General features: G+C 45.4%; 18 protein-coding genes. 11 read left to right on the top strand and 7 right to left on the bottom strand.

The window, feature by feature from the left end:
• Positions 1–243 precede the first annotated feature (243 nt).
• Positions 244–864, bottom strand: coding sequence for a LysE/ArgO family amino acid transporter (locus KXJ80_RS10900; protein ID WP_023266289.1), 621 nt, complete (start codon positions 862–864; stop codon positions 244–246).
• Between the two features lie 112 nt (positions 865–976).
• Between KXJ80_RS10900 and KXJ80_RS10895 the strand changes: the two genes are divergently transcribed.
• Positions 977–1,894 carry a LysR family transcriptional regulator ArgP gene (locus tag KXJ80_RS10895; protein WP_037426785.1) on the top strand — a complete coding sequence of 306 codons (918 nt, stop codon included), beginning with the start codon at positions 977–979 and terminating at the stop codon, positions 1,892–1,894.
• Between the two features lie 112 nt (positions 1,895–2,006).
• Here the strand turns inward: KXJ80_RS10895 and KXJ80_RS10890 are convergent, their stop codons facing one another.
• Together KXJ80_RS10890 and KXJ80_RS10885 are read right to left on the bottom strand one after the other, a co-directional pair.
• Positions 2,007–3,107: an AI-2E family transporter gene (locus KXJ80_RS10890; protein ID WP_037419898.1), complete on the bottom strand. Its 1,101-nt coding sequence runs from the start codon at positions 3,105–3,107 to the stop codon at positions 2,007–2,009.
• A gap of 197 nt (positions 3,108–3,304) precedes the next feature.
• Positions 3,305–3,538 (bottom strand): sulfurtransferase TusA family protein, encoded by a 234-nt coding sequence (locus KXJ80_RS10885; RefSeq protein WP_037419895.1) that lies wholly within the window; start codon positions 3,536–3,538, stop codon positions 3,305–3,307.
• 112 nt (positions 3,539–3,650) lie between these two features.
• Between KXJ80_RS10885 and bepA the strand changes: the two genes are divergently transcribed.
• From bepA to KXJ80_RS10865, 4 genes are all read left to right on the top strand, one after another.
• Positions 3,651–5,120 carry a beta-barrel assembly-enhancing protease gene (gene bepA, locus KXJ80_RS10880; protein WP_086904487.1) on the top strand — a complete coding sequence of 490 codons (1,470 nt, stop codon included), beginning with the start codon at positions 3,651–3,653 and terminating at the stop codon, positions 5,118–5,120.
• 122 nt (positions 5,121–5,242) lie between these two features.
• Positions 5,243–5,593 carry an arsenate reductase (glutaredoxin) gene (gene arsC / locus KXJ80_RS10875; protein ID WP_047535240.1) on the top strand — a complete coding sequence of 117 codons (351 nt, stop codon included), beginning with the start codon at positions 5,243–5,245 and terminating at the stop codon, positions 5,591–5,593.
• A 51-nt stretch (positions 5,594–5,644) separates the two neighbouring features.
• Positions 5,645–6,025 carry a DUF2069 domain-containing protein gene (locus KXJ80_RS10870; protein ID WP_218738789.1) on the top strand — a complete coding sequence of 127 codons (381 nt, stop codon included), beginning with the start codon at positions 5,645–5,647 and terminating at the stop codon, positions 6,023–6,025.
• A gap of 279 nt (positions 6,026–6,304) precedes the next feature.
• A complete protein-coding gene (locus KXJ80_RS10865; protein ID WP_218738905.1) occupies positions 6,305–8,257 on the top strand; it encodes a hypothetical protein in 1,953 nt (650 codons plus the stop codon).
• 112 nt (positions 8,258–8,369) lie between these two features.
• Here the strand turns inward: KXJ80_RS10865 and hda are convergent, their stop codons facing one another.
• Together hda and KXJ80_RS10855 are read right to left on the bottom strand one after the other, a co-directional pair.
• Complete coding sequence (hda, locus tag KXJ80_RS10860; protein WP_037419883.1) at positions 8,370–9,080, bottom strand: DnaA inactivator Hda; 711 nt, start codon at positions 9,078–9,080, stop codon at positions 8,370–8,372.
• Between the two features lie 76 nt (positions 9,081–9,156).
• The gene (locus tag KXJ80_RS10855; RefSeq protein ID WP_218738790.1) at positions 9,157–10,239 is read right to left on the bottom strand and encodes a DUF2066 domain-containing protein; all 1,083 of its coding nucleotides are present in this window, start codon (positions 10,237–10,239) and stop codon (positions 9,157–9,159) included.
• Positions 10,240–10,454: 215 nt separating this feature from the next.
• On the opposite strand from KXJ80_RS10855, the gene KXJ80_RS10850 reads away from it, so the two are divergent.
• Positions 10,455–11,693, top strand: coding sequence for a uracil-xanthine permease family protein (locus KXJ80_RS10850; RefSeq protein WP_218738791.1), 1,239 nt, complete (start codon positions 10,455–10,457; stop codon positions 11,691–11,693).
• A gap of 106 nt (positions 11,694–11,799) precedes the next feature.
• On the opposite strand, the gene KXJ80_RS10845 is transcribed toward KXJ80_RS10850, so the two are convergent.
• Entirely contained in the window at positions 11,800–12,132 is a 333-nt protein-coding gene (locus KXJ80_RS10845) for a Grx4 family monothiol glutaredoxin (protein ID WP_007649079.1), read from the bottom strand.
• 227 nt (positions 12,133–12,359) lie between these two features.
• Here KXJ80_RS10845 and sodB point away from each other — a divergent pair, with 227 nt between their 5' ends.
• The 4 genes from sodB to KXJ80_RS10825 all read left to right on the top strand — a co-directional run bounded on the left by sodB (position 12,360) and on the right by KXJ80_RS10825 (position 18,001).
• Positions 12,360–12,944, top strand: coding sequence for a superoxide dismutase [Fe] (sodB, locus tag KXJ80_RS10840; RefSeq protein WP_011622352.1), 585 nt, complete (start codon positions 12,360–12,362; stop codon positions 12,942–12,944).
• Between the two features lie 250 nt (positions 12,945–13,194).
• Positions 13,195–15,129 carry a PrkA family serine protein kinase gene (locus tag KXJ80_RS10835; RefSeq protein WP_037419872.1) on the top strand — a complete coding sequence of 645 codons (1,935 nt, stop codon included), beginning with the start codon at positions 13,195–13,197 and terminating at the stop codon, positions 15,127–15,129.
• A 67-nt stretch (positions 15,130–15,196) separates the two neighbouring features.
• Positions 15,197–16,465: a YeaH/YhbH family protein gene (locus KXJ80_RS10830; RefSeq protein WP_218738792.1), complete on the top strand. Its 1,269-nt coding sequence runs from the start codon at positions 15,197–15,199 to the stop codon at positions 16,463–16,465.
• 9 nt (positions 16,466–16,474) lie between these two features.
• Positions 16,475–18,001, top strand: coding sequence for a SpoVR family protein (locus tag KXJ80_RS10825; RefSeq protein WP_037426773.1), 1,527 nt, complete (start codon positions 16,475–16,477; stop codon positions 17,999–18,001).
• A gap of 109 nt (positions 18,002–18,110) precedes the next feature.
• Here KXJ80_RS10825 and fadR read toward each other — a convergent pair whose 3' ends face one another.
• Positions 18,111–18,836: a fatty acid metabolism transcriptional regulator FadR gene (gene fadR, locus KXJ80_RS10820; protein ID WP_037419862.1), complete on the bottom strand. Its 726-nt coding sequence runs from the start codon at positions 18,834–18,836 to the stop codon at positions 18,111–18,113.
• A gap of 302 nt (positions 18,837–19,138) precedes the next feature.
• Here fadR and nhaB point away from each other — a divergent pair, with 302 nt between their 5' ends.
• Positions 19,139–20,740, top strand: a complete 1,602-nt coding sequence (gene nhaB / locus KXJ80_RS10815) for a sodium/proton antiporter NhaB (protein ID WP_218738793.1) — start codon at positions 19,139–19,141, stop codon at positions 20,738–20,740.
• The last annotated feature ends 41 nt before the right edge of the window (positions 20,741–20,781 follow it).

Genomic DNA, 20,781 nt, shown 5'->3' with positions numbered 1-20,781 from the left:
GCAATCCATTAAGTAAAAACTTAAGCAATAAATATTAAATGGTGCCTATTGGCGTAATTTCAATGGGAGGGATAAACAAATCAAGCACACTCAACGGTTAGGTCAACATTTCCGCCGTGTGCGCTACCCCATACTCCCTGCGATATGTAGATTTAACCATTTGAACTTAATAAGAATAAGGTCGAAGGATTAGCCCCATCGACCTGAACATGACAACCCGCCATAAAATTTCAAAAAGGCACATTAATTTACCGTCATATATGGCCAAATAATTGCCGCGGCGATGCTCCACATAGTCAACCAAATAAAGCGATCTAAGTATCGCCACGCCGCTGGACGACTAAATATCGGCGCCAATAAACGCGCACCAAAACTTAAGCTAAAGAACCAAATAAACGAAGCCAGTACCGCGCCCGCACCAAACCAAGGACGATGGGCATCTTCGAACTGAGTACTAATGCTCCCCAGCAGCACCACTGTATCTAAATAAAGGTGTGGATTAAGCAGGCTGATCCCAAGTGTGGTCAGCATGGCCTTACGCAAAGTGTCGGCATTTTGCGCATTATCCATCTCCATCCCTTTAGCGACAAACGAGGCTTTAAGTGCATTCGCACCATACCAAATCAAAAAGGCGGCACCACCAAAACTAGCCACATGTTTGATAGTCGGAAAGGCTTCAATAATATGCCCAAGCCCAGCAACCCCCGCAGTGATCATTAAGGCATCGATGATTGAACAAAGCAGCGCAATCGGCAAAGGATAAGCTCGCTTAATCCCCTGCTTTAGCACAAATGCATTTTGCGCCCCTACGGCAATGATCAAACTACCACCAATGCCCATACCTTGTATAAACGCCGTTTGCATAACTACCTCTCATGTCTGAAGAAGGCGCTAGCATAGACAAAACAACAAAATTAATATAACTAATGTTTTTTATGTATCATAAGTAAAATTAATAACCTTAAGGACGGCAATCATGTTGGAATACGCCAATCTTAAAGCGCTTGCGGTCGTCGTCTCCGAAGGCGGCTTCGAGCGCGCCGCAAAAGTGCTGCACATTACCCAATCAGCAGTGTCACAACGCGTTAGGCAATTAGAAGAACGAGTCGGCCAATCCTTACTTATCCGCTCAACACCTGTGGTGGCGACCCCAACAGGGAAGCGTTTATTGCGCCACTATTCACAGGTGCAACTACTCGAGAGTGAATTGAGAGCCGAGTTAGATGCCGATGACCCAAATCATCCAACGACGGTGCGAATTGCAGTCAATGCCGACAGTTTAGCGACATGGTTTTTGCCCGCATTGGCCGATATGTTCAGCCGACATGCTTGGCTGCTCGAATTGATTGTCGATGATGAGTCCTACACCCATCACCTACTGAAAAACGGTGAGGCCGTCGGTTGCGTGACCACGACAGCCAACCCCATGGCCGGTTGTAGCAGCGAGTTTTTAGGAACCATGGAATATATGTGCGTCGCCACCCCAGCATTTGCGGCGCGTTATTTCGAATGGGCAAAAAATAGCGATAATGTCGGCGCTCAAATAACCCAAGCGCAGCTTGCGAAAGCCCCGGCTGTGGTGTTTTCGACCAAAGATAAAATGCATGAAAAGTATCTCGCCCAGTATTTTCAAATGTTGCCAGGTCAATGGTGGCAACACAGCATTCCCTCATCGGAGAGTTTTTTAGAGGCGATTAACTTAAGTCTGGGTTACGGTTTAGTGGGTCACTTACAGGCAAAACCCTTGATAGACAAAGGCATATTAATTGAGCTCACCCCAGAAAAACGCATTCGGGTGCCCCTCTATTGGCAGCATTGGAATATCAAAGCCAAACAAACCACTTTGGTTTATCGGGCGCTTGCCGCCACCGCACAGCATCTATTACAGCAATAATGAGTGCAGCAAGAGTGAGTAAAACAATTGTTAGTACAAATAGTTAGCGGATAAAAAAACTGAGCACTCGTGCCCAGTTTTGAACTATTAGTTTTTACCTATTACCAGCGGCTTAGGCTTCTGCCGAATCCGCCTTCACCTGCGCTATCGCCACAGGTTCAATCTCGGTTTTAGGCCAAGCATTGATCACCGCTTTCACCAAGGAGGCTAATGGAATGGCAAAGAACACACCCCAAACGCCCCATAAACCACCGAAAACTAACACAGCAGCAATAATGATCACCGGATGCAAATCCACCGCATCGGAAAACAGGATAGGTACAAGTACGTTACCATCCAAGGCCTGAATAATGCCGTAACCTAGCATTAAATAACCAAACTCAGAGCTAAAACCCCACTGGAAAAAGGCCACCAGCATAATGGGTAGAGTCACTAAGGTCGCGCCCACATAGGGAATCAACACCGACAACCCGGTCAACACCCCCAGTAAGGCCGAGTATCTCAGCCCCATAAACGCAAAGAAGATGTAGCTCGCCACCCCGACTATCACAATCTCAATCACTTTGCCGCGAATATAGTTAAAGATCTGTTGGTGCATTTCAAACCACACTTTTCGAGCCAACTGACGATTGGTGGGGAAAAAACGCTTACTACCGCGGATCAGTTGATCTTTATCCTTAAGAAAAAAGAACACCAACAATGGCACTAAAATAGCGTACACCATCAGCACCAATAATGACGCAGAGTAACCAATCAGCTGTTTCGCAATGTCGAGCACATGTTGGGTATCAAGTAATTTCTTCAACTCGGAGACCATTAAATCAAGCTGTTCAGTACTTATAAATTTAGGATACTGGGTCGCTAACCCCTGCAAGGTCAGTAGCCCTTTATCTATCATATTCGGTAAATCCGTCATCAGACTTACCCCTTGACGCCACACGCTGGGGATTAGCCCAAAGGTCAGCAGCACCACTATCCCTAAAAACAGCACTAGCACCAAAGAGGCACCCGTTGTGCGATTAATCCCCAATTTCAGCATTTGCGCCACGGGCCATTCGAGTAAAAAAGCCAACACCAGAGCAACAAGTAGCGGGGCTAACAAACCACCAGCAAAATAAAGTACTAACGCTAAACCCACTAGAATGGCCAATAAGGTGACGGCCTGTGGATCACTAAATCGCTCTTGATACCAACGAGAAAAAAAACTAAACATGCATTCATTCCAATGGGGGTTGGCTTTCCCAACAGGCAGGAAAGTGACTATGAGTTAACCTTATCGCAGTAGATTAACTGTGTATATGCTTGAAAATCAGTTAACTGCTAACTATGACTGACAAGCCTAGGTTAAGTTGCAGTCAGCTAGCTAACTCGCCATTTTGACTGCGGCATTGAATCATGCTTTGTGTATGATTATCCCTGCGATAAATCAACTTTTGTAATTAATAGGCCTAACTGGCTCGCATCATCGTGTAACGTCACGACCTGATGCCCCTGTTTTTTTAAAAAAGTGGGAACATCTCGGCGGGAACCTGGGTCTGAGAGTAGGATATGTAAGCTGTCACCAGCAGACACAGACTTCAACGCAAGTTTGACCTTAACCAAGGGAACGGGACAGCGCAATGATGTTAAATCAATAAAAATCATAATGAACTTGCTATGAACGAACTTGGGCTATTATCCTAAGTTGCAATTAAAACTACAAGCTAAGGGCTACCTAAGCCTTAGTTGAGACAATTAAAAGAAATAAAGGATCCACTTGCGTAATTTGACGTTTTTGACCCGATGTAAACCCCTTGCGGCGAGTGTGCTTTCATTAATGTTACTCGGTGGAGCCGCAAAGAGTTTTGCCAACAACGACTTGCCCGATCTGGGTACCGCCGCCGTCAATACCTTCAGCCTAGAAAAAGAAATGGTCTATGGCGATGCCTATATGCGCGTTATTCGCTCATCGGCGCCCATGCTGAACGATCCGGTATTGAGCCAATATTTAACTGAACTGGGCAACAAATTGGTCGCCCACGCCACGGGAGTCAAAACGCCCTTCTATTTCTTCTTGCTGCAAAATGATGAAATCAACGCCTTTGCCTTCTTTGGCGGCCACGTTGCGGTGCACACAGGGCTATTTCTTAATGCTGATAACGAAAGTGAACTGGCCTCAGTATTAGGCCATGAAATCACCCACGTGACCCAGCGTCACTTAGCACGCTCCCTCGAAGCGCAGCAAAAAACCGGACCAGCGACCGTAGCTGGTTTACTCGGCGCCATTTTATTAACGATCGCCGTTCCTCAAGCAGGGATGGCCGCGTTGGCAACCACCCAAGCCATGGCGACACAATCAAAAATCAACTATACCCGCCTGCATGAAAAAGAAGCCGATCGTATCGGCATGCAAATTTTAGTCGATGCGGGATTTGATCCTAATGCCTCCGCCGATTTCTTTGGCAAACTCGCCAGTCGTTACCGTTTTACGACTACGCCACCGCAAATGCTGTTAACCCACCCTTTACCTGAATCACGGATTTCCGAAGCGCGGGATCGTGCCCAGCAATATCCCCACCGTTATGTGCCGGATAATCTGAACTTCCAGCTAGCTAAAGCCCGTATTCAGGTGCGTTTTTCCAGTTATAGCGACGATGCGGTATTGAGCATGTTTGAAAAGCAGCTCAATAAGCAAACCTACAGCTTTAAAGAGGCGGCCCTCTACGGCAAAGCCTTAGCACTGTTTAGATTGAAGAAGTTTGATGAATCCGAAAAAATTGTCGATGATCTATTAAAAATCGATGATAACAACTTGTTTTATCTCGATACTAAGACGGATTTGCTTAACGAACGTAAGGATTATGCCCAGGCAACTAAGTTACTCGAAACTCAGCGGAAGATGAAACCCACTTCGCAGGTGATCAACGCTAACTTAGCCAATATCTATATCGAGGCTGGTGATCCCGCCAAAGCGATTCCGCTGCTCGAAGATATGATTTTCCTCGATAAGCAGAATCAACTGCCCTATCAGTTGCTAAATCTTGCCTACAAGAAACTTGGTAACCAAGGGATGGAGTATTTCTCCAATGCCGAGTTAATGGCGCTAGGCGCTAACTATAAGGGTGCTATCGATCAGCTTAACTTTGCCTACCGCGCCTCGGAAGGTAATCCATTACAACTGGCGCGAATCGAAGCACGTATCCGTCAATTTAAACAAGCGGATAAAGAGATGGATGCTCTGAAGTAAAATCGGCTCTGTTATTTAATCTATTGCTAATCCCTGATAATCGCGCCCCGAACACCCTGACGGGGCGCTGTTTTTTCTGCTATCATCCGCGCCATTGTTTTAGCCGATTGAGCATGAGAACTATGACCCAAGCAACGATTTACCATAACCCACGTTGTTCAAAGAGCCGCGAAACCTTAGCCCTACTCGAGCAACAAGGCTGCGATATCACAATAGTGGAATACCTTAAAAATCCTCCAAGCGCCGCTGATATTCGTGGAATTTTAGCCACGCTCAAACTCAGCGCCCGTGAGTTAATGCGCACTAAGGAAGACGAGTATCAAGCACTAGGTCTTGCCAATCCGGCTTTAACCGAAGAACAACTTATCGACGCCATGGTCAAAACGCCAAAATTGATTGAACGCCCAATCGTACTGGCTAATCAACAGGCAGCCGTTGGTCGTCCACCGGAAAATGTACTGAATATTCTCTAAGTTGTTCAGGCTATTTCACCACTGTTCCAAGATGTTTAGATTAGGAAAATCATGACCTCAAGCTCTCTACTGACACTTAGCCGCTTAGGCTACCTTGCCCTTGTTCTGCTGCTGGGCGGCTGGTTTATTGGTCAAGGCGTAAATGGGGAATATACATTATTATTCAGCCTATTATGGATAGTGCCTTTATTGCTTCCTATCAAAGGCATTTTAAAAGGTAATCCTTACACCTACGCATGGGCGAGCTTTATTTTATGCTTATATATGCTGCACGCCCTCACCTTGTTGTATGTCACGACCGATGCATTGGCCTTTGCCATTATTGAGGTCCTGCTCATTAGCGCACTGTTAGTCGCGTTCCCGTTTTATGCTCGTATCCGTGGACGTGAACTCGGCCTAGGCCTGAAGAAAAAATCCGATAAGCAAGACTAATATTCCGAATATAATAAAGCGCGGTTGATTTACACCGCGCTTTTTATTGCCCGACACACCCTCGGCGCCAGTCCATCCGTTTTTAGTCAAAATGATCAATGCCCCGCCTATCTCCAATAATCACTACAAACAATCTATAACATTTAAGCTACCTTCGATCGCTTTTTGTAACTAAAAGAGCGTGCTATAGTCATTTTTTGTGCCAATAAATGACGGTGAATCGTGCCTGTCAAACAACAAAAACAAACAATAACAGCGAATTAATTGGAGTGAGTCATGATGGAAATATGGGGCCCAATTCGTCGATTCAGTATCATAGCCGCAGCAGCAACATTGAGCGCCTGTGGCGGCGGAGGTGATAGCAACAGCGATGGCGGCACCGTTACGCCTCCCACAACCAATGTGCCACGTTGTACCTCAGTCACACCATTAGTGACCACAGATACTGGTGCAATTCGGTTTAAGACGGAATCTCAATATGGTGTAGGACAATCCGGTGCCATTATTGCCAGCCTAGGTAATCGCGATTCGCAGGATCTCACCTTCCGTTGGCAACAACTCGAAGGCCCCAGCATTGAACTCGTTAGTCAAAATAGTCCTGTATTAGCGATGGAGCTCCCGGCCGTGGGCAGCTACCGCTTTCGCTTACAAATCACCGGCGCCAATACCAATGTGACGGGTGACATCAGCATTAATGCCGATAACAACACGGGCGGATTGCTGAATATTCGTCAAGACCATCAAGCCGTTGAGGGTAACGATGTGAGCTTGCGAATTGGTCAGCAAGCCGGCCTCAGTGCCGCCAATGTCAATTGGTGTATCGCCGAAGGCCCCGATGTCAGCCTTGACATAAGCGATCCCTTTAGACCCCTCTTTACCGCACCCGCTGTTGCTCAAGATACCTTAACCCGTCTTAGGGCATCAGCCACGATTAACGGTAATGCAGTGACAGATGAAGCCTTTGTATTAACCACGGCAGCGCCCACGATAAGCTCCAGTTACTTTGATACGCCACTTGCGCGTACTCATGCTTATCATCCAACCTCACCTTATGCCAGTGCGTTAACGAGCTGTATGTACTCGAATCAGTTAAAAGAGGCTTGTACAATCAATCAATTGCCACTCATAGGCCAAGTTTCAGATAACCTTGATGTCGATACGATTCTTGATCGGGTATTAGTGTCCCACGATTGGATGGGGGACAATTTTGCCGCATTTTTACGGCAGATGGATCCTAATAGTGACTTTGCCCGCCTGCTACAATCGGTCACCGCAGTGGTGATTAGTTATGATGTGCGCCCATCTTTCTATTGGGTTGTGACAGGGGCGATTTATCTCGACCCCAACGACCTTTGGCTGACACCTATGCAGCGCGATACCATCAACGAAGCGCCAGATTATCGCAGTAGCTTTGGCAATGAGCTGAATTTTATCATGCCATGGCGTTACGTTAAAAATAATCAATATGCTTCACAGGGCTTCCCAATCACTACGCGCGCCACACGGACTCTGGCCCAAATTAACCCTGACCTCGCCTCACTCTTATACCATGAGCTCGCCCACGCTAATGACTTCTTCCCAAGAAGCGTGCACGCATCACTTACAGGTCCAAGACTATTGGATGACTATAGTCGCCGAAATGCCAGTAAGAGTTTGATTTCAGATCAAGTAAGCCGCAGTTATCCCCTCACGAGTACCGAAATGACTGGGCTTGCTGGAGTGAGCTTCTTGGGTGCGAAAGCCACTGCCACCCAAAAAGCCTACCAACCTTCGGATGTCAGTACGTTTTTCTCCGGTGATATCGCCAATGATTTTTACAATTATTCCAGCACCCGCGAAGACACTGCAATGCTATTTGAAGAAGCGATGATGAGCTATCGCTATCAGATCCTGCGGGATGTAGCAGTGACAAATGCACCCGATGTAATCACCGCGGATACGATTATCGTCAACTGGGGACAAAGAGGCCGCATTGGCGCCGATAATTTGCTCAACCGTGCCGCCTTAGTGATCGATGGTATGTTACCCGAGTTAGATGGTATTACCTTGCTAGCAAGCCTGCCCGAACCCATCCCGATGACCCAAGGGCAAAGCTGGCGTCAAACATTAGGGATATCGCCCAATGCTGCCATTGTGAAAGGACAACAAAGTAGTACCGCAGCAAGTCGCGATAGCATAGCCGAGCCAGAGCTGCGCTTCAGTGGCGATCGTCATCGCCATCCGCAGCAGTAGTCACTTGATCTAAGCGAGCAGATAGACAAGATTTCAGTATTTCAGCTCATTTGGAGATATAAAAAAGCCCGTCGTAATTATGCGACGGGCTTTTTGCTAATACGGTATCGGCTCAGAGGTGCAGCATTTCTTTTGCAAAAGGAATGGTGAGTTTGCGCTGATGCACTAAAGATGCTTTATCAAGTTTATCTAACACATCAAACAGAGTACGAAGGTCTCTTGCCATTCGATTGAGCAAAAAACGTCCAACATCTTCAGGTAATTGTAGCCCACGCATGGCAGCACGGCGTTGCAATGCTGCGAGTTTTTCATCATCAGCCATAGGCTGGAGTTGATAATTGAGTCCCCACTGCATTCTTGAGACTAAATCGGGTAATAAAAACCCTGCATCCGCAGGCGCAGACCGACCACTCACCACCAGCGCGCAATGTTTATTTTCAGCAACACGATTATACAGATCAAAAATCGCCTCTTCCCAAACTGGGTGGCCTGCGATGTCGTCCACATCATCAATGCAAATCAAATCAAGTTGTTCCAAACCTTCTAATAGCGCCGTCGAAATACTCGCATGGATCCCAAGTGGCAGATAAAAGCTGCGGCGGTCGAGCTCATTCGCATGGGCACAGGCGGCATGCATTAAGTGAGTACGTCCAGATTTTACGGGTCCCCAAACATAGATAGCCGCTTCACCATGCCCCTCAGCATTAGCGCGCAGCTTTTGAATAAGTTCATCATTACCCGCTGCAGGATAATAACTATTAAAAGTTTCATCGTCTGGCAGATAAACCGGCAATGAAAGTTGTAGCGGTGAGTTTAATGGCACTCGTACGTCTCAATATCAATAAATTATCAACCCCACGCGACTGGGTAGAGTATTTCCCAGCCTCTACGAGGGAAGTTTAAGGTAACCGCCATTGATAGACAGTTTTACCCGCAGGGCTCGCACTGGCGGAAAACTCTCCAGGAGCGACCACCGAAATTCTCGGCTCTAAACTTAATAAACGCTCAAAGTCTGTCTGTGAGCCAAATAGATCTAACGAAAAAGTCACAGTGTTACCTTGAATGCGCGACAAAGTCGCATTCTTAACCGCACTCAGTTGTTTTAAATACTTTTCTACCTCGACAACTTGTGCCATTTTATCAATGTTCACAAAGGTCACACTGGCGCCAACCTGCTCACCAGTATCCGCAATAGCATACTTAGTAAAATAGTAATCCCCTAGGGCAGCCATCATCGCTGTGATCGCCTGCGCACTATTTTCGGCACTGCCATTAAAACTAAACAATGGCGGCGTTAATGAATCAATCGTAGTTTTAGAATACAGATTTAAGCGATAACGTACCTGGTTCCCTGCTGGCTCAATGGCAACAAGCGCTAAGAAATCAGCTTGATAACGTCCAGAGACACTGGCCACGATATCTGCAAACATGCCTTTGACATCGTTCGGGTTAATCCCCATGAGTTCATCAAGATCGAGGATAGGCAATAGCACAGGTATCCCACGTTCATCAGAGAAAGAGCTAAACGCCTGACGCTCGGTCGATGTGGAAGAATCACTTAATAGAATGGTGTCACCTTCACTGGGCATCGCCACCCAAAACAGGGTCAATGGACGCTGGGTGCCCCATACAGGGAGTTGTGCTTGACGCAACAAGGACACAATTCGTCTATGCTCGAAATTTGCTTTCAGCAGCAATTGACCATTTTGTTCAACATAACCAAATTGACTTAGCAAGGCATCAGGATTGGCCAACTGCGATTGAATGACGCTATTGTCCAAAGAACGGGCCGTCCCCGTGTTTTTAATGATCACTTTTTCTAAAGCGGTTTTCAGCGCGCTATTACGCTCTGGAACCGCACGGGAAGTGACCGGTACATCGGCCTCATCTAATTTACTCACTTCAACAGCTTGCAGGCTATTAACGGTAAACAGGCAGTATAAAAACGCGACTAAGCTTGGCTTTAATAGAAATTTCAGCATCTTTGGGTAGTTGAAGTAACATCAGATAGTGCAAATTGTACCATAGTTCGCGCCTTTAGCGAGTCTTAGCCTTATTCGATACTCTGAATAAGGATCGCTACTCTGACAAGCCATAAAACAGTGATCGCCACCCGCAAATACATCATTTAATAAAGATCATATTGCAACAAACTGTTATCATCTCGCGGTTTACCCTAAATTTACGAGAATAATAAATGAGACGACTTGCTATTCCATTGCAGGGCGCACAAATGCTGTTTGTCGCATTTGGCGCCCTGGTACTGATGCCACTGTTAACCGGGCTCGACACCAGTGTTGCACTCTTTACCGCAGGTATTGGTACCCTACTATTTCAATTAATCACTAAACGCCAAGTGCCTATTTTTCTGGCTTCCTCCTTCGCTTTTATCGCCCCGATTCTTTACGGGGTACAAACTTGGGGGATCCCATCAACCATGGGCGGTATCATGGCCGCAGGCGCGGTCTATGTATGCCTAGGCGCCTTAGTTAAAGTACGCGGCACTGACTTTATTCATCGGCTGTTACCACCTGTAGTTGTAGGACCCGTCATCATTATCATTGGCCTGGGCTTAGCACCTGTTGCCGTGAATATGGCGCTGGGCAAAAGTGGCGACGGCAGTCTAACCTTAGTCGCAACCAATACGGCATTAATCATTTCGCTTGTATCCCTTTGTACCACCATTGCCGTAGCGATTTTTGCTAAAGGGTTACTCAAGGTGATGCCCATTCTTGCTGGCATTATCGTTGGCTACAGCCTGAGTCTAGCATTTGGTATCGTCGATTTTGCGGTAGTCACTGCAGCAAGTTGGATCGCCATTCCAAAATTTGTCGCCCCCGAATTTAACTGGCATGCGATTGCGTTTATGATCCCTGTTGCCATTGCTCCTGCGGTTGAACATATCGGTGACATCTTGGCTATTTCCAATGTCACAGGTAAGGATTTTATGAAAAAACCTGGCCTGCACCGCACCTTAACTGGTGACGGCGTAGCAACAATCGCCGCAGCGGCCTTCGGTGGTCCACCAAACACCACCTACTCAGAAGTCACAGGTGCAGTCACCTTAACCCGTAACTTCGACCCAAGGATCATGACATGGACAGCCATCACTGCCATTACCTTGGCGTTTGTAGGTAAATTAGGGGCTCTGATGCAAACTATCCCCGTTCCAGTTATGGGCGGCATTATGTGTTTGTTATTTGGTTCAATTGCCGCTGTAGGATTAAATACCTTAATCCGTAATCACGTGGACTTATCCGAGCCGCGTAACTTAAGCATTGTCGGTGTCACCTTAGTCTTCGGTATTGGCGGTATGGCCTTTGGTATTGGTTCCTTTAGCCTTACAGGCATTAGTCTTTGCGGGATTGTCGCCATTACCATGAATCTGCTATTACCTGCGAGCAAACACCACGATCGAGGTGCGGCATCACACTAAGTGTTGCCCTTCAATTCCTGACTCAGTAGGAATATGGCAATAAAAAAGCCGCTAAGTTATTCACTTAGCGGCTTTTTGTTATTCTTCATCGCTCTGTGACGAGTAATTACTCTGCAGTTTTGTACTTTTCTGCAGTCGCTTTGATTAATGGCTGTAATTCGCCTTTTTGGTACATATCAACCACGATATCACAGCCACCAATCAGCTCGCCTTCAATCCACAGTTGTGGGAAGGTTGGCCAGTTTGCATACTTAGGTAATTCAGCACGAATATCTGGGTGCTGGAGAATATCCACAAACGCAAACTGCTCGCCGCAGTTAATCATGATTTGGGCTACCTGAGATGAAAAACCACAGCTAGGTAATTTAGGAGAACCCTTCATGTATACAATGATTGGGTTTTCAGCGATCTGCTGTTTAATTTTCTCTACTGTTTCCATTTTAATTCCTAAGTATGATGACATTGACTCAATGCTGGCTATTGTACGACAGCTAAGCACAGAACAAAATCCCACAGTTTGTAAGGTTATGGCCTGCAATTAGTTTTTCGATGAAGCCTATCTAATCAATTAGCCAAACAATGATTCACATCACAAATTTTATCGGTACAATAGTGTCCAGTGAGCACGTTTAAAAAACGATAACCTAAGACCATGGAGAGATACTAATGGCTTTCGAATTACCCGCATTACCATATGCAAAGAACGCACTAGAACCACACATTTCTCAAGAAACCATTGAATACCACTACGGCAAGCATCACAACACCTACGTTGTTAAGCTAAACGGTTTGATCGAAGGAACCGATTTCGCAGGTAAATCTTTGGAAGAAATCATCAAAACTTCTACTGGTGGCGTATTTAACAACGCAGCTCAAGTTTGGAACCACACTTTCTACTGGAACTGCTTAGCGCCTAACGCTGGCGGTGAGCCAACAGGTCCTGTGGCTGATGCCATCAACGCGGCTTTCGGCTCATTCGACGCATTCAAAGCACAATTTACCGATTCTGCGGTAAACAACTTTGGTAGCGCTTGGACTTGGTTAGTGAAAAAAGCCGATGGCACTGTTGCTATCGTCAACACTAGCAATGCTGCAACTCCTCTGACTGACAGCACTGTGACACCAATCCTGACTGTTGACGTGTGGGAACACGCTTACTACATCGATTACCGTAACGTACGCCCTGACTACTTGGCCCACTTCTGGCAATTAGTTAACTGGGACTTCGTGAACCAAAACTTCGCGGGTTAATCTTCTCTCAGCGATCCTTAAAAAGAGCCCAAGTGGCTCTTTTTTATTACCTCAAAAATGATCCATCTTCGACTTCCCATTAAACTTCACCTGATAACTACAAGTGCAATAATTGCAATTGCAATCATTTGTTATTGTTTTTATTTGATATTTTTTGACACAGCAAGCAAGTTTGTGTCTAAGATTAGTGTAGGAAACTGAAAAATCAGTTATCCCTTCCATAACATCACTGGCGTTTCAGGGGGTTTATATGGGCATTTTCGAGCATTACCAAAAGCGCTACGAACAAAAACTCGATGAAGAATACACTTTGCAGGAATTTCTGGATATCTGTAAAGAAGATCGCAGTGCTTATATGTCAGCATCTGAGCGATTACTGCTCGCCATCGGTGATGCTGAAATTATCGATACAGCTAAAAATCCAACCCTAAGCCGTATCTTTTCGAATCGTCTCATCTCACGCTATCCCGCATTTAAAGACTTTTACGGTATGGAAGATGCGATTGAGCAAATCGTCGCCTACCTAAAACATTCGGCCCAAGGCTTAGAAGAATCTAAGCAAATTTTATACTTACTCGGCCCAGTGGGTGGCGGTAAGTCATCACTGGCAGAAAAACTTAAATCATTGATGCAAAAAGTGCCCATTTATATTCTGAGCGCTAATGGGGTAAGAAGCCCGGTGAATGATCATCCCTTCTGTCTCTTTGATGTGGACGAAGATGGTCAACTATTGCGGGATGAATTCAATATTCCCAGCCGTTATCTCAAAACCATCATGTCACCTTGGGCGGTGAAACGTCTGCACGAGTTTGGTGGCGATATTTCTAAATTCCGCGTGGTCAAAGTCTATCCCTCTATTCTCGATCAATTGGCAATTGCCAAAACTGAGCCTGGGGATGAGAACAACCAAGATATTTCCTCTTTGGTGGGTAAGGTTGATATTCGTCAACTGGAACATTACTCCCAAGACGATGCCGATGCCTATGCCTACTCTGGCGCATTATGCCGCGCTAACCAAGGGATAATGGAGTTTGTGGAAATGTTTAAGGCGCCGATTAAGGTGCTACATCCACTGCTGACCGCGACGCAAGAAGGTAACTATAACGGCACGGAAGGCTTGTCTGCCCTGCCCTATAGCGGGATTATTTTGGCACACTCTAATGAGTCAGAATGGTCAACCTTTAAAAATAACAAGAACAACGAAGCCTTCCTCGACAGGGTTTATATTGTCAAAGTGCCCTATTGTCTACGGGTATCGGAAGAACTGCAGATTTACAAAAAGCTCATACAAAATTCCGAGCTATCTCAAGCACCTTGCGCCCCCGGAACCATAGAAACCCTAGCGCAATTTAGCGTACTATCAAGGCTCAAAGTCCCAGAAAACTCTTCTATCTACTCGAAAATGCGAGTTTATGATGGTGAGAGCTTAAAAGATACTGATCCTAAAGCAAAATCCTACCAAGAATATCGCGATTATGCAGGCGTCGATGAGGGAATGAACGGTCTTTCTACCCGTTTTGCCTTTAAGATCCTGTCACGGGTATTTAACTTTGACCATTCCGAAATTGCCGCTAATCCAGTGCATTTATTCTATGTGCTTGAACGGCAAATTGAGCAGGAGCAATTCCCTAGCGATACCGCCGAACGTTATCTGGAGTTTTTAAAAGGCTACTTAATTCCTAAATATGTCGAATTTATCGGTAAAGAAATCCAAACCGCCTATTTAGAGTCCTACTCTGAATACGGCCAAAATATCTTCGACCGTTATGTCACCTATGCCGATTTTTGGATTCAGGATCAAGAATATCGCGATCCAGAAACGGGCCAGTTGTTTGACCGCGCCGCACTGAATGCCGAACTTGAAAAAATCGAAAAACCTGCGGGCATCAGTAATCCAAAAGATTTCCGTAACGAAATTGTCAACTTTGTCCTGCGCGCTCGCGCAAGTCATGAGGGCCATAACCCACTGTGGACCAGCTATGAAAAACTACGCACGGTGATTGAGAAGAAAATGTTCTCGAATACAGAGGACTTACTGCCAGTCATTTCCTTTAACGCCAAAACCTCGACTGACGATCAACGTAAACACGATGATTTTGTCAATCGAATGATGGAGAAAGGCTATACCAAAAAACAAGTCAGACTCCTGTCTGAGTGGTATTTACGGGTTCGTAAATCCTCTTAAAACTTGCGCTCACTAAAAACGAGGCTTTGGTCTTGCCAAAGCCTTCGCTGGGATTTGGGAGGTGCGTATGGCGAACTTTATCGATAGGCGATTGAATGCGAAAGGAAAAAGCACAGTCAACCGCCAACGCTTTATCAACCGATATAAGCAACAAATCAAAAAAGCCGTCAGCGATGCCGTCACGCGTCGCAGTGTAACGGATGTAGATAAAGGTGAAAAAATCAGTATTCCCACACGGGATATCAGTGAACCTATGTTCCATCAAGGTAAAGGAGGCGTAAGAGACAGAGTTCACCCAGGGAATGACCAATTCACCCGTGGCGATAAAATTGACAGACCACCGGGAGGTGCTGGCGGCGGAGCGGGTAAAGGTGATGCCTCCGATTCAGGTGAAGGTAATGATGACTTTGCATTTGAAATCTCAAAGGATGAATACCTTGAGTTGTTATTTGAAGATTTAGAGCTACCGAATCTACAAAAAAACCGTCTCAACAAGCTCGTTGAGTATCAAATCTACCGTGCGGGATTCACCAATGATGGGGTGCCTGCCAATATCAATATTGTGCGCTCACTGCGTTCATCCTTGGCGCGCCGTATCGCCATGTCGGCGAGTAAAAAGAAATTGCTCAAAAAGTTGGAACAGGAACTGGCAGAGCTTGAAAATATACCTGGAACAAAAGCTGAGCTGATTTTGGATTTAAAAGCACAAATTGAGGAGTTAAAGCAGAAGATTGCTAAAGTACCGTTTATCGATACCTTTGACTTACGCTTCAACAACTTTGCAAGGCGCGAGGTGCCCTCAAGCCAAGCGGTCATGTTCTGCTTAATGGACGTGTCAGGCTCGATGGATCAAGCGACAAAAGATATGGCGAAACGTTTCTATATCTTGCTGTACTTGTTCCTCACTCGTACCTACAAAAACCTCGAGGTGGTCTATATCCGTCACCATACCCAAGCGAAGGAAGTAGACGAACATCAGTTCTTCTATTCCCAGGAAACTGGCGGCACCATAGTGTCGAGCGCCTTGAAATTAATGCACGAAATTCAACAGGCGCGTTACCCTGCCAATGAGTGGAATATTTACGCCGCGCAAGCATCCGACGGCGACAATTGGGCCGACGATTCACCAACCTGTAGGCAATGGTTAGAACAAAAAATATTGCCACTGGTGCGCTATTACAGCTACATCGAAATCACCAATCGTGCTCATCAAACCCTGTGGCGTGAATACGAATCCCTAAAACAACACTACGACAACATAGCGGTACAACATATTCGTCAAGCCGAAGATATCTACCCTGTCTTTAGAGAATTATTTAAAAAACAGGCGGTTTAAGGGGGCTCTATGGGGATTAAAGAAGCAAAAACACGTACAGCCTTAAGCGATGGTCCAGACTGGAGCTTTGAGCTGCTACAAAGTTATTTAAAGGAAATTGAACGGGTGGCAGCAATTTACAAATTAAACGCCTATCCGAATCAAATCGAAATCATCACCGCAGAGCAGATGATGGATGCCTATGCTGGTATTGGGATGCCCATAGGCTATACCCATTGGTCTTTCGGCAAACGCTTTATTGAGACCGAACAAGGCTACAAACGTGGGCAAATGGGGCTCGCCTATGAAATCGTGATCAACTCCAACCCTTGCATCGCCTATCTCATGGAAGAAAACACCATCACGATGCAAGCATTAGTGATGGCGCACGCCTGTTTTGGACATAATAGTTTTTTTAAAAACAATTACCTATTTAAAACCTGGACCGATGCGAGTTCGATTATCGACTATTTGGTGTTCGCTAAAAACTATATCAGCGATTGCGAGCAAAAATACGGTGTCGAGCAAGTTGAAAGCGTGATTGACTCCTGCCACGCCTTAATGAACTATGGCGTTGATAGATATAAACGCCCTGCTGAAATCTCTTTTAGGGAAGAACAAGCGAGGCAAAAAGACCGCGAAGCCTATCTGCAAAGTCAAGTAAACGATCTGTGGCGAACCATTCCTACCTATCAACAACAGCAACCTTCAACCACAAAACGCCGATTCCCTGCGGAACCGCAGGAGAATATTCTGTACTTTATCGAAAAAAATGCACCGCTACTGGAGCCTTGGCAGCGGGAAATTATCCGGATCGTACGCAAAATGGCACAATATTTTTATCCGCAAAAACAAACACAAGTCATGAATGAGGGGTGGGCAACCTTTTGGCACTACACTATTTTGAATCATTTATACGATGATGGTGTTGTCACTGACCGCTTTATGATGGAGTTTTTGCAAAGCCATACGGGCGTCGTAGCGCAGCCTGAATATAACAGCCGATACTACAGCGGTATCAATCCCTATGCCCTAGGGTTTGCGATGTTTACCGATATTAGGCGCATCTGTGAGGCTCCGACTGATGAAGACAAAGCCTGGTTTCCGGATATTGCGGGGAGTAATTGGCTCGAAACCCTACACTTTGCGATGCAGAACTTTAAGGATGAGAGTTTTATCAGCCAATACCTGTCACCAAGAGTGATCCGTCAATTCAAGCTGTTTGGCATCCATGATGATGAAAAACGTAACTATTTATCCGTATCCGCCATCCACGATGAACAGGGCTATCAAGATATTCGTAACTTATTATCGCAGCAGTACAATTTGTCTAATATTGAACCCAATATTCAAGTGCATAATGTTGAAATAAACGGCGACAGATCCCTTACGCTAAGGTATGTTCCCAACAAAGATATCCCGCTTGCTAATAGCTACAAAGAAGTGCTCAAGCATCTGCACCGTCTTTGGGGTTTTAGTGTTAGCCTTGAACAAGCCAACGCTGATAATAGTATTACATTATTAGCTACATGCCCAGAGCAGCCCAAAGCGGACTGATAACCCGTGGTAAGACAACATACAAAAAAGCCGTTTTAGCGAAAACGGCTTTCATATTTTATTTGACCTGATGTTAACAAGCACCCAGATAGTGAATGCTCAGTGTCAGCTACGAATGCGAATCCTGTTGAGCAATTGAAGACGGCATATCATCACGCAATTGCAGCCACATTTTGCCACTATTGATCCCATAGGTACGCATTAATGCAGGCACATCGAGATAGTTTTTCGCTTTCGCTAACAGTTCTAACTCTTTATAAAAATTAAGTGCCAACTGACGAGCCTCTGGACTACTAAAATAGTAACGCCCAACTCGACTATATAGTCCCTTAAAGCCATTCAAGATCAATACATAAAGCGGATTACCCGATGAGAACGCTAACGTATGATGCAACAGATAATCATACTCGGCAAAAGATTCAGCGGTATCCTCTAACTGATGGATTTTAGCCAATACTTCCATCGCAGTATCAGGGCTGTTGCGCAGTGCGCCACGGAAATAAATTGCACTCACATTGGTACGAGCAGAGAGTAATTGGTCCACTAGTACAGGGAAGCCCTCAGGGTTGAGATCTGCAATCGTCTCAAGAATATTCAGACCCGAAGTTTCCCAAAAATTATTGACACGAGTCGGCTTGCCATGTTGAATTTTCAACCAACCATCACGCGCTAAACGCTGTAACACCTCACGCAACGTCGTCCGGGTCACGCCGATCAATTCAGAAAGCTCACGTTCAGCCGGTAAAATGGACCCTGGAGGAAACTTATTTTCCCAAATCGATCTTACAATATACTTCTCTGCAAAACTTGCAGGTCCTTTGGCATTGATAATCATCAGCCCACTTATCCAGTTGTTGTGCTTTAATAATGGTCACTGATCATACCAGAGAGGTAAAAAATGGAAACCATTGACTGAAACTCCCCGCTTCATCAGCGTACAATTGTCACAAAAATGTTTAATAAATCGACACAAATCAATAGCAATTGTACCAATTTTGCCGATTAGCTCCGCTTTTTGAAATCTGGGTTTGAGTAACTCGTTACATTAGCATTCTCTTTAGGCTAGACTGAATCCTAAAACATATGTCACTAACAATAACTTGTGAAATTTAAAACATAATTAGAAGAGAGGATGCCATGCCGATGACAATGAGTCAGGCGTTTATTGGAAACTTCTTAGGTAACTCACCTAAGTGGTACAAGATCGCAATACTGTCGTTTTTAATAATCAATCCAATACTCTTTTTCTATGTCAGTCCCTTTGTGGCTGGTTGGGTATTAGTGCTTGAATTTATTTTCACCCTAGCAATGGCGCTAAAATGCTATCCATTACAACCCGGCGGTTTGTTAGCCATCGAAGCGGTTGCAATTGGCATGACTTCAGCCAGTCAAGTGCTACACGAAATTGAAGCTAACCTTGAAGTGTTATTATTGCTAGTGTTCATGGTGGCTGGCATTTACTTCATGAAGCAACTGCTGCTATTCGTATTTACTAAGATGATCACCAAAGTCCGATCTAAAATCTTAGTGTCTTTAATGTTTTGTTTAGCTTCAGCATTCCTATCCGCCTTTTTAGATGCTTTAACCGTTATTGCAGTAATTATTACCGTTGCAGTGGGCTTTTACTCTATTTACCACAAAGTTGCCTCGGGTAAAGATTTCTCTGCTGATCATGACCATACCTCAGAAGATAAAAACGAGGAAGGTGATGCCCAACTCAACGAAGCTGAGCTGGAGTCTTTCCGTGGCTTCTTACGTAACCTATTGATGCACGCAGGCGTCGGTACCGCATTAGGTGGCGTGTGTACTATGGTGGGCGAACCACAAAACTTAATTATTGCCGCCCAAGCTAACTGGCAGTTTGGTGAATTTGCAATTCGTATGTCACCAGTTACCGTGCCGGTCCTGATTGCTGGTATCTTAACCTGCTACTTAGTCGAAAAATTCCGTATCTTTGGATACGGTGCGCAATTACCTGATGCTGTTCATAAAATCCTCTGTGACTATGCAGCCTATGAAGATTCACGTCGTACCAATAAAGATAAAATGAAGCTTATTGTTCAAGCCATTATTGGGGTTTGGTTGATTGCAGGTCTTGCGTTACATTTAGCCTCTGTCGGCTTGATTGGTTTATCCGTGATTATTTTAGCCACTGCGTTTAACGGTATTACCGATGAACATGCCCTAGGAAAAGCCTTCGAAGAAGCTCTCCCCTTTACGGCGCTGTTAGCGGTATTCTTTGCCGTGGTCGCAGTGATTATTGATCAACAACTATTTGCTCCCGTGATCCAATGGGCGCTGAACCACGAAGGCAATACCCAATTAGTGATTTTCTATATTGCTAACGGTTTACTCTCTATGGTCAGTGATAACGTGTTTGTGGGGACGGTCTACATTAACGAAGTCAAAGCGGCTTTGATTAATGGTCAAATTACCCGCGATCAATTCGACCTGTTGGCTGTGGCGATTAACACTGGAACTAACTTGCCTTCAGTTGCAACACCCAATGGTCAAGCTGCATTCCTGTTCTTACTGACATCAGCACTTGCACCACTCATCCGCTTGTCCTACGGCAGAATGGTATGGATGGCATTGCCTTACACGATCGTCCTATCGGTTGTGGGTGTAATGGCGATTCAAATGGGTTTCTTAGAGCAAATGACGCAGTATTTCTATGATTCCCATGCAATTTTGCACCACAGTGTTAAGGAAGCCTTAGCGCCTGCGGCAGCTCACTAACATAAATATCAGAGTTGACTGAACTTTATGAGTTCAGTACA

It is taken from the genome of Shewanella xiamenensis, from assembly GCF_024971755.1.
GTDB classification, from domain to species: Bacteria; Pseudomonadota; Gammaproteobacteria; order Enterobacterales; family Shewanellaceae; genus Shewanella; species Shewanella xiamenensis.
The sequence above is the reverse complement of the archived record's forward strand: the minus strand, read 5'-3'. Positions and strand labels throughout refer to the sequence as shown.

What these genes read in the sequence shown, in the direction of transcription:
- KXJ80_RS10890 (WP_037419898.1), bottom strand. Translation starts at nt 3,107, where the DNA reads ATGTTTAGTTTTTTTTCTCGTTGGTATCAAGAGCGATTTAGTGATCCA.
- KXJ80_RS10830 (WP_218738792.1), top strand. Translation starts at nt 15,197, where the DNA reads ATGGCGAACTTTATCGATAGGCGATTGAATGCGAAAGGAAAAAGCACA.
- KXJ80_RS10855 (WP_218738790.1), bottom strand. Translation starts at nt 10,239, where the DNA reads ATGCTGAAATTTCTATTAAAGCCAAGCTTAGTCGCGTTTTTATACTGC.
- KXJ80_RS10825 (WP_037426773.1), top strand. Translation starts at nt 16,475, where the DNA reads ATGGGGATTAAAGAAGCAAAAACACGTACAGCCTTAAGCGATGGTCCA.
- nhaB (WP_218738793.1), top strand. Translation starts at nt 19,139, where the DNA reads ATGCCGATGACAATGAGTCAGGCGTTTATTGGAAACTTCTTAGGTAAC.
- KXJ80_RS10865 (WP_218738905.1), top strand. Translation starts at nt 6,305, where the DNA reads ATGGAAATATGGGGCCCAATTCGTCGATTCAGTATCATAGCCGCAGCA.
- arsC (WP_047535240.1), top strand. Translation starts at nt 5,243, where the DNA reads ATGACCCAAGCAACGATTTACCATAACCCACGTTGTTCAAAGAGCCGC.
- KXJ80_RS10895 (WP_037426785.1), top strand. Translation starts at nt 977, where the DNA reads ATGTTGGAATACGCCAATCTTAAAGCGCTTGCGGTCGTCGTCTCCGAA.
- sodB (WP_011622352.1), top strand. Translation starts at nt 12,360, where the DNA reads ATGGCTTTCGAATTACCCGCATTACCATATGCAAAGAACGCACTAGAA.
- KXJ80_RS10885 (WP_037419895.1), bottom strand. Translation starts at nt 3,538, where the DNA reads ATGATTTTTATTGATTTAACATCATTGCGCTGTCCCGTTCCCTTGGTT.
- fadR (WP_037419862.1), bottom strand. Translation starts at nt 18,836, where the DNA reads ATGATTATCAATGCCAAAGGACCTGCAAGTTTTGCAGAGAAGTATATT.
- KXJ80_RS10850 (WP_218738791.1), top strand. Translation starts at nt 10,455, where the DNA reads ATGAGACGACTTGCTATTCCATTGCAGGGCGCACAAATGCTGTTTGTC.
- KXJ80_RS10900 (WP_023266289.1), bottom strand. Translation starts at nt 864, where the DNA reads ATGCAAACGGCGTTTATACAAGGTATGGGCATTGGTGGTAGTTTGATC.
- KXJ80_RS10845 (WP_007649079.1), bottom strand. Translation starts at nt 12,132, where the DNA reads ATGGAAACAGTAGAGAAAATTAAACAGCAGATCGCTGAAAACCCAATC.
- KXJ80_RS10835 (WP_037419872.1), top strand. Translation starts at nt 13,195, where the DNA reads ATGGGCATTTTCGAGCATTACCAAAAGCGCTACGAACAAAAACTCGAT.
- KXJ80_RS10870 (WP_218738789.1), top strand. Translation starts at nt 5,645, where the DNA reads ATGACCTCAAGCTCTCTACTGACACTTAGCCGCTTAGGCTACCTTGCC.